Source organism: Nonomuraea sp. NPDC049419 (assembly GCF_040676995.1).
GTDB classification, from domain to species: domain Bacteria; phylum Actinomycetota; class Actinomycetes; order Streptosporangiales; family Streptosporangiaceae; genus Nonomuraea; species Nonomuraea salmonea.
In genome coordinates this window covers 21,017-29,713 of sequence record NZ_JBFAQB010000026.1, presented here as the reverse complement: position 1 = coordinate 29,713, position 8,697 = coordinate 21,017, and the positions used below count along the sequence as shown (strand labels likewise).

The window sequence follows — 8,697 nt, the reverse complement described above, 5'->3', positions numbered from 1 at the left end:
CAACCACCTCGCGCCCCCATAACGGGGTTTTATACAACCTGGGGGCGGCGCGCCCGGGGGGCGGTTCGTTGTCCGGCCCGGGGGTGGCGGGCGCTTCATGGCGCCCGCCACCCCGGTGACTTTCGGGCGCCCGCAATCCTGCCCATTGACAACGCCGCAAATCGGACTTTAGGTTTGCGAAACGTTTCGACTTCTCCCATCGACCGTTGGAGCGCCATGACCTCGTTGCGCGACGTGGCAGCACGCGCGCAGGTGGCCGTCAGCACCGTCTCGGCCGCGCTCAACGGCACCCGCCCCGTGGCGGCGGCCACGAAGCTGCGCATCGAGCAGGCCGCCCGTGAGCTCGGCTACCGGCCGAACCTGCTGGCCAGGGGCCTGCAGAGCAAGCGCACCCGGATCCTCGCGCTGCTGTTCCCCGCGCCGAGCGGCGGCTTCGGGCCGACGGAGATGCGCTTCGCCACCGGCGCCGCCGAGGCGGCCAAGGAGCTGGGCTACCACGTGCTGCTCTCGCCGGAGAGCGCGGGACCCATCGAGGAGCTGCGCCACCTGACCGGGCTCGGCCTGGTGGACGGCGTGCTGCTCATGGAGGTGCGGCTCGACGACGAGCGGCCGTCGTTCCTGACGCGGGCGGGGGTGCCGTTCGCGATGATCGGGCGGACCCGCGAGCCCGACGGCATCGACTACGCCGACATCGACTTCGCCGCGACCGCGCGGCAGGCCGTCGCGCACGTGGCCGGGCTCGGCCACCGGGTGCTGGCCTTCGTCAACCTGCCCGCCGCCGCGTTCGCGGCCGGGTACGGCCCCGCCGTCCGCGCCTCGGCCGCGCTCGCCGCCGCCGCCCGCGAGGCGGGCCTGGCGTACGTGGACGGCGGCCACGCGGGCTCGCCCGAGGAGGGCGCGCGGGCGCTGGACGCCCTGCTCGACGCCCGCCCCGACGTGACCGCGCTGGCCGTGATGGACGACCGCGCGGCGGCCGGGGTGCTGGCCGCCGCGGCGCGGCGCGGCCTGCGCGTCCCCGACGACCTGACGCTGCTGCTCGTGCTGTCGTCCGCGCGGGCCGCGGAGATGTTCCACCCCAGGCTGACCACGCTCGAACCGCCCAGCGCGGAGCTGGGCAGGCTGGGTGCCCGCATGCTCATCGACCGGTTGGGCGGCGGCGGGCCGCCCCGGCAGCGGCTGGTGCCCTGCCGGCTGGTGACCGGCGACAGTTCAGCACCACCACGTACGGGAGCCGCTTCGTGAAGCTCGGAATGCACACCCTCACGCAGAAGAGGGGACTGCTGTTCGGCGGGGACTACAACCCCGAGCAGTGGCCCGAGGAGGTGTGGGCGCAGGACGCCGCGCTCATGCGCGAGGCCGGGGTCAACCTGGTCACGGTCGGCGTGTTCAGCTGGGCGCGGCTGGAGCCCGAGCCGGGCAAGCACGACTTCGGCTGGCTGGACCGGCTGCTCGACCTGATGGCCGGGCACGACATCGCCGTGGACCTGGCGACGCCGACGGCCTCGCCGCCGCCCTGGCTGGGCCACCGCTGGCCGGAGACGCTGCCGGTGGACGAGTCGGGCACGACGCTCTGGTACGGCGCGCGGAACCAGTTCTGTCCTTCTTCGTCCGTTTATTGGGAGCGCTCCCTCGACATCGTGACCGCCCTCGCCGACCGCTACGCCGGCCATCCCGCGCTGGCGATGTGGCACGTGGGCAACGAGTACGGCCAGTTCTGCCACTGCGACGAGTCGGCCGCCGCGTTCCGCCGCTGGCTGCGCGAGCGGCACGGCGACCTGGAGGCGCTCAACGAGGCGTGGGGCACGACGTTCTGGAGCCAGGGCTACGGCGACTGGGAGGAAATCCTGCCGCCGCGCACCGCCCCGTACATCATCAATCCTGGCCAGCGGCTCGACTGGCGGCGCTTCTGCAACGACCAGATGCTCGCGCACTTCCGCGCCCAGCGGGACGTGCTGCGCGCCCGCACCCCCGAGGTGCCGGTCACCACGAACTTCATGGGCTTCTTCAAGCCGATCGACGCCTGGGCGTGGGCCGCGGAGGAGGACGTGGTCGCCAACGACTGCTACCCCGAGCCGGGCGACCCGCTCACCCCGGCGCGCACGGCGCTCACCCACGACCTGATGCGCGGCCTGGCCGAGGGCCGGCCATGGCTGCTGATGGAGCAGGCCACCAACGCCGTCAACTGGCGGCCGCACAACCTGCCCAAGCCGCCTGGGCAGTTCCGCCTGGAGTCGCTGCAGGCGCTCGCGCGCGGCGCGGACGGGCTGTGCTACTTCCAGTGGCGGGCCTCCCGCTTCGGCGCCGAGCGCTTCCACGCGGCGATGGTGCCGCACGCCGGTCCTGAGACGCGGCTGCACGCCGCCGTGCGCGCGCACGGCCAGGAGCTGCGCGGGCTCTCCCGGGTCGCGGGCACCGAGGTGCCGGCGCGGGTGGCGATGGTGTTCGGCTGGGACAGCTGGTGGGCGCTGGAGGATCGCGGGCGGCCCAGCGACCGGCTCAACGCCGACGAGCAGCTCCTGACCTACTACGTGCCGTTCTTCGAGCGCGGCGTCGCCGTGGACGTGGTGCCGCCCGGCGCGGACCTGGACGGCTACGCGCTGGTCGTGGTGCCGAACCTGTTCCTCGTCAGCGACGAGCAGGCGGCCTGGCTGGACGCGTACGCGCGAAGCGGCGGGGTGCTCGTGGTGGGGCCGTTCTCGGGGATCGTGGACCCGCGCTCGCACGTGCGCACCGGGCGCTTCCCCGCGCCGCTGCGCGAGGTGCTGGGCGTCTCCGGCGAGGAGTGGCTGCCCGTGGGCGGGCCCGTACGGTGCCGGTGGAGCGGCGGCGCGGACGGATTCGCCGCCGGCACGTGGACCGAGCTGCTGGCCGCCGAGGGCGCCGAGGTGGTGGCCGAGTTCGCCGACGGCGACCTGGCCGGGCATCCCGCGATCACCCGGCACCGGCACGGTGACGGCCTGGCCTGGTACGTCGGGACGATGCCCGAGCCGGCCGCCCTGGGGGCGCTGGCCGAGCGTGTGCTGGCGGACGCGGGCGTGGCGGGCGAGCTGCCCGATCTGCCGCCCGGCGTGGAGGCGGTGCGCCGCGGCGAGGTGCTGTTCGTGCTCAACCACGGGACGCGGGACGTACGGGTGGAGCTGCCGGGCCGCGCCGACGACCTGCTGACCGGCGCGCCCGCCGAGGGCGCGATCACGCTGGCGCCGCGCGAGGTCGCCGCCCTGGTTACTACCTGACTTTCACCCTGCAATCACCATTAATCACCTCAAGGAGTGACATGCCCGTCTTTCCCGACAACTTTGTGTGGGGCACCGCCACCGCCGCCTACCAGGTCGAAGGAGCCTGGAACGAGGACGGCCGCGGCCCGTCCATCTGGGACACCTTCTCCCACACGCCCGGTCTGGTGGCGGGCGGCGACACCGGCGACGTGGCCTGCGACCACTACCACCGCCTGGAGGAGGACCTCGACCTGCTGGCCGCGCTGCGCGTCGGCGCCTACCGCTTCTCCATCTCCTGGCCGCGCGTGCAGCCCGGCGGGACCGGCCCGGTCAACGCCGCCGGGCTCGACTTCTACCAGCGGCTCGTGGACGGCCTGCTGAGCAGGGGCATCGCGCCGGTCGCCACCCTCTACCACTGGGACCTGCCGCAGGAACTGGAGGACGCGGGCGGCTGGCCGCACCGCGACACCGCGGAGCGCTTCGGCGAGTACGCCAGGCTCATGGGCGAGGCGCTCGGCGACCGCGTGCACACGTGGATCACGCTGAACGAGCCGTGGTGCTCGGCCTACCTCGGCTACGCCTCCGGCGTGCACGCCCCCGCGCGCACCGAGCCGGCCGCCGCGCTGGCCGCCGTGCACCACCTCAACCTCGGCCACGGCCTGGCCGTGCAGGCGCTGCGCTCGACCGCGGCCAAGGACGCGCAGATGTCGGTGACGCTCAACCTGCACCACGTCCGCGGCGTGTCGGAGGCCGACGCCGACGCGGTGCGCCGTGCGGACGCGCTGGCCAACCGGGCCTTCCTCGGCCCGATGCTGGAGGGCGCCTACCCGGCCGACCTGCTCGCCGACACCGCCGGGGTGACCGACTGGTCGTTCGTGCGCGACGGCGACGAGGCCACCGCCTGCCAGCCGCTCGACGTGCTCGGCGTCAACTACTACAACCCCACGCTGGTACGCCACTGGGACGGCAGCGGCCCCAAGGAGACCGCCGACGGCCACCAGGACGGCGCCGCCTCGCCGTGGATCGCCTGCGAGAGCGTGGAGTTCGTCCGGCAGCCAGGCCCGTACACGGAGATGGGCTGGAACATCGACGAGACCGGCCTGACCGAGCTGCTGCTGCGCCTGCACCGCGACTACCCGGACCTGCCCACCATGATCACGGAGAACGGCGCGGCCTTCCCCGACCCGGTCTCCCCCGACGGGCGCGTCCGCGACCAGGACCGCGTCGACTACCTGCACCGCCACCTGACGGCGGTCAGCGAGGCCATCGCGCAGGGCGCGGACGTGCGCGGCTACTTCGTGTGGTCGCTCATGGACAACTTCGAGTGGGCGCACGGCTACGCCAAGCGGTTCGGCATCGTCCGGGTGGACCGCGAGACGATGGAGCGCACCTGGAAGGACAGCGCCCACTGGTACCGCGACGTGGTCACCTCCGGCAAGCTGCCGGTCGGCTGACGTCCGCAAGACTCAGGGTTTGCGTGCCACGCCGCCGACGAAGGTGTGGTACGTGATCCCCGGCGTCGCCTGGTGGTCGCCGGTCTCCGGGCGCCACTCGGGCAGCGGCACCAGGCCGGGCTCCACCAGCTCCAGGCCGTCGAAGTAGGCGAGGATCTCCTCCCTGGTGCGCCAGCGGCCGGTGCCGAGGTTCTCGTTGAAGATCTTCTCGGCGCTGCTCGCCTGCTCCGACACCTCGGGCAGCGCCGCGCCCGGGTTGTGGAAGTGGGAGATCACCACGTGGCTGCCGGGGGCGAGCCTGCTGATGTAGCGGGCGGCGACGCCTCCGGGGTCCTCCTCGTCCTTGAGGTGGTGCAGGATGGCGAAGAGCAGCAGCCCGACCGGCTCGGAGAAGTCGATGAGGGCCTGCGTCCTCGGGTCGTCCATCACCTTCTCCGGCTCGCGGGCGTCGGCGTCCACGATCGTGGTGGTCTCGTCCACGGCCAGCAGCGCGCGGCCGTGGGCCAGCACGATGGGGTCGTGGTCGACGTACACGACGTGGGCCCCCGGCGTCACCGACTGGGCCACCTCGTGCACGTTGCCCTGGGTGGGCAGGCCGGAGCCGATGTCCAGGAACTGGCGGAGACCGGCCTCGGCGGCGAGGTGGCGCACCGTGCGCCGCAGGAACTCCCGGTTGGCCATCGCCGCCTGCGGCGCGTCGGGCGCGACCCGCAGCGCGGCGGCGGCCACCTGGCGGTCGATCTCGTAGTTGTCCTTGCCGCCGAGCATGTAGTCGTAGACGCGGGCGACGCTGGGCTTGCTGGTGTCGATCCCGCTGGGCGCGCTTTCCCGCTCGCTCTCGGGCACTGTCGGCTCCTCGTGGATGCTCGTCAAGGGGGGTACGGCGATGATCCTAAGATGAGGCACCCGGCAAGGACCGGCAATCCGGGAAATATCGCGTTTGCGGTGAATGGTCACCATTGGTCGATGTGTAGCACCTCGTCTAGCGGCTGGCGCTTCGCCCGCCCGAACGTCTCCCCCGTGTAGTACGCGGTCGGGATGAGCACGCCCTGGCGCACGTCGCCCGGAATGCCGAGCAGCTCGGCGATCTCGGCCTCGTACGCCAGGTGCAGCGACGTCCACGCGGTGCCCAGGCCACGGGCGCGGGCGGCCAGCATGTAACTCCAGGCCGCGGGCAGCAGCGAGCCCCACAGCCCGGCCTGGTTGCCCTGCGGCAGGGCCGGCACGGTCAGGCAGCCCAGCACCAGCACCGGCACCTCGCCCATGCGCTCGGCCAGGTAGGCCGCGCTGGCCGAGACCCGCTGCTGGGTGGCCGCCCTGGCCGGGTCGTCCTCGTACAGCCGACCGGCCGAGGCGCTCGACTCGTAGTAGCGGCGGAACGAGCGCCCGTAGTAGTCGCCGATCGTCTTGCGCTTGTCCTGGTCGGTGACCACCACCCAGTGCCAGCCCTGCGCGTTGCTCCCGGTGGGCGCCTGGAGCGCGATGTCCAGGCACTCCCTGACCAGGTCGAGCGGGACCGGGCGGGTCAGATCGAGGCGCTTGCGGACACTGCGGGTCGTGGTGAGCAGCTCGTCTGCTGAGATCGTCATGCGCTTCATCATGCCCACCCCGGACATCGCGGACGCCGCCCGGTCCCCGTGCGGTCAGCCGCGGCCGAGCACCGTCAAGGCCGGGAGTGCGGCCCGAGAATGCCGTGGTGCCCTGGCGGCGCAGGGCGTCGAGCACGTCGTAGGTGTGGGCGTACACCGCCTGCTTCAACTGCTCGAACGACAGCGGCTGCCAGGCGGCGGGCTTGACCTGCTTGCCGGGGTCCGCCCAGCTGTCGGAGTAGTGGAAGCCGACGAGCAGGCTCATGCCGAGCGGGCTGGGCGACGACGAGGGCGCCGAGTAACAGCAGGGCGGTGAGGATGCGTCTCATGACGGCCTCCTAGGGTTGGAGGGTTTCCCTGGTTTCCTGGGTTTCCTGGGTTTCCTCGATGACGGTGACCGCCCCGGCCGCGACGGTGACCGGCCCGTCGTGCCGTACGCCGTCGAACACGCTCACGCCGCTCACCCCCTCGACCGCCACGGGCCGGTCGCCGTGGTTGATGAGGAACAGGTGGCGGCCCCTGCGCACGAGTTCGAGCGTGTCGGGCAGGCCGCGCGGCCGGGTCACCCCGGCGTGGTCGAGCACCTCGCCGAGCAGGCCGGGCAGGCCGGTGACGGGGGCCGTCGCGAGGTACCAGGCGGTGCCGGCGCCGAGGTCGTGGCGGGTGAAGGCGGGATGTCCCGCGTCGGGCCCCGCGCCGAAGCGCCGCACGGCCCTGGCCCCCGCCAGGCGCACCCGCTCCGACCAGACGCGCGCGTCCTCTTCGGCGCGGCCGTCGATGAGGCCGTCGATGAGGGTGACCGTCTCGTGTTCGCGCAGCGGGTGGAACTCCTCGATCGACAGGCCGAGCAGCTCGCGCAGCGCGCCGGGGTGGGCGCCGGGGTGGATGGTGTCGTGCTCGTCCACGATGCCGGAGAAGTATGACACGAGCAGGTTCCCGCCGGACTCCACGTACCGGTGCAGGTTCTTGGCGGAGGCCTCGGTCAGCAGGTACGAGCTGGGTGCCACCACCACGCGATATCCCGAAATATCGGCGGAAGGGTGGACGAAGTCCACCGTGACGTGCTCCCGCCACAACACCTCGTAGAAGGCGTCCATCCGCTCCCTGAACCCCAGGTCGACCGACGGCCGCCAGTCCAGCTCCAGCGCCCAGTACGACTCCCAGTCCCACACCAGCGCCACCTCGGCCCGCACCCGGCTCCCCCGCACCCCGGCCAGCCGGCGCAGGTCGGCGCCCAGCCGCACCACCTCGCGCCACTGCTCGGAGTCGGTCCCGGCGTGCGGCACCATCCCGGAGTGGAACTTCTCGGCCCCGAACCGCGAGGCCCTGAACTGGAAGAACAGCACGCTGTCGGAGCCGCGCGCGACGTGCGCGAGGCTGTTGCGGCGCATCTCGCCGGGCCGCTTGGCGAGGTTGCGCGGCTGCCAGTTGACCGCGCCCGCCGAGTGCTCCATGAGCATCCACGGCGCGCCGCCCGCCACCGAGCGGGCGAGGTCGGCCGACATGGCGAGGTCGATGTGGTTGTCGGGCCGCTCGGCCCGCAGGTAGTGGTCGTTGGCGACGACGTCGAGCTCGCGGGCCCACTGCCACAGGTCGGTGGACTTGCAGTTGACGGTGCCGGCGAAGTTCGTGGTGACCGGCAGGTGCGGGGTCAGCTCGCGAAGAATGTCGCGCTGCAGCGCGTAGTGCGCGCGGTGCTCGCCGTCGCTGAAGCGGGCGTAGTCGAGGCGCTGGGCCGGGTTGACCACCGTGTGGTTGGCGCGGGGCGCGTCGATCTGCGACCAGTCGGTGTAGGTCTGGCCCCAGAACGTGGTGCCCCAGGCGTCGTTGAGCGTGGCGAGGTCGCGGTAGGTGTGCCGCAGCCACTCCCGCCAGGCGGCCACGCTGTGCGCGCAGTAGCACTCGCCGAGCGGGGCGCCGTACTCGTTGTGCACGTGCCACATGACCACGGCCGGGTGGTCGCGGTAGTGCTCGCCCAGCGCGCGTACCAGCCGGGCGGTGGCCGCGCGGAAGGCCGGGGCGCTGGAGCAGGCGCTCTGCCGCCCGCCGAACCCGATCCGCACGCCCTCCCTGCTGACCGGCAGCACGTCGGGGTGGCGGGCGACGAACCAGGCGGGCGGCGCGGCGGTCGGGGTGGCCAGATCGACCGCCACGCCGGCCGCGTGCAGCCGGTCGATGATCTCGTCGAGCCAGCCGAACGTGAAGCGCCCCTCCTCGGGCTCCATCAGCGCCCACGAGAACATGCCGAGGCTGACCAGGGTGACTCCGGCCTCGCGCATGAGCGCCACGTCCTCCTCCAGCACCTCGCGCGGCCACTGCTCCGGGTTGTAGTCGCCGCCAAAGGCGATCCCGGCTGGACGCTCCGGATACATCCGTTCCCCCCGCAGATTTTTGTGTGAACGTGCACAGTAAAGCCGACGCGCCCCGGGAAAGAACAGT

The 8,697-nt window shown here is 72.7% G+C and carries 6 protein-coding genes and 1 pseudogene; 3 read left to right on the top strand and 4 right to left on the bottom strand.

What is annotated here, in order from left to right; all coding sequences use genetic code 11:
* Window positions 1-216: 216 nt before the first annotated feature.
* The 3 genes from AB0K12_RS43065 to AB0K12_RS43055 are packed head-to-tail and all read left to right on the top strand — an operon-like array spanning window position 217 to window position 4,669.
* The gene (locus AB0K12_RS43065) at window positions 217-1,242 is read left to right on the top strand and encodes a LacI family DNA-binding transcriptional regulator (protein WP_364574162.1); all 1,026 of its coding nucleotides are present in this window, start codon (window positions 217-219) and stop codon (window positions 1,240-1,242) included.
* Window positions 1,239-3,233, top strand: coding sequence for a beta-galactosidase (locus AB0K12_RS43060; RefSeq protein WP_364574160.1), 1,995 nt, complete (start codon window positions 1,239-1,241; stop codon window positions 3,231-3,233). The genes AB0K12_RS43065 and AB0K12_RS43060 overlap by 4 nt, the downstream gene beginning before the upstream one ends.
* A 41-nt stretch (window positions 3,234-3,274) precedes the next feature.
* Window positions 3,275-4,669, top strand: coding sequence for a GH1 family beta-glucosidase (locus tag AB0K12_RS43055; protein ID WP_364574156.1), 1,395 nt, complete (start codon window positions 3,275-3,277; stop codon window positions 4,667-4,669).
* Window positions 4,670-4,681: 12 nt separating this feature from the next.
* Here the strand turns inward: AB0K12_RS43055 and AB0K12_RS43050 are convergent, their stop codons facing one another.
* The 4 genes and pseudogenes from AB0K12_RS43050 to AB0K12_RS43035 all read right to left on the bottom strand — a co-directional run bounded on the left by AB0K12_RS43050 (window position 4,682) and on the right by AB0K12_RS43035 (window position 8,630).
* Complete coding sequence (locus tag AB0K12_RS43050) at window positions 4,682-5,515, bottom strand: SAM-dependent methyltransferase (RefSeq protein ID WP_364574309.1); 834 nt, start codon at window positions 5,513-5,515, stop codon at window positions 4,682-4,684.
* A gap of 107 nt (window positions 5,516-5,622) precedes the next feature.
* The gene (locus AB0K12_RS43045; protein ID WP_364574154.1) at window positions 5,623-6,258 is read right to left on the bottom strand and encodes a nitroreductase family protein; all 636 of its coding nucleotides are present in this window, start codon (window positions 6,256-6,258) and stop codon (window positions 5,623-5,625) included.
* A gap of 115 nt (window positions 6,259-6,373) precedes the next feature.
* A pseudogene (locus AB0K12_RS43040) lies at window positions 6,374-6,523 on the bottom strand (glycosyl hydrolase 53 family protein); the annotation flags it as partial.
* Between the two features lie 73 nt (window positions 6,524-6,596).
* Window positions 6,597-8,630, bottom strand: a complete 2,034-nt coding sequence (locus tag AB0K12_RS43035) for a beta-galactosidase (protein ID WP_364574152.1) — start codon at window positions 8,628-8,630, stop codon at window positions 6,597-6,599.
* Window positions 8,631-8,697 lie beyond the last annotated feature (67 nt).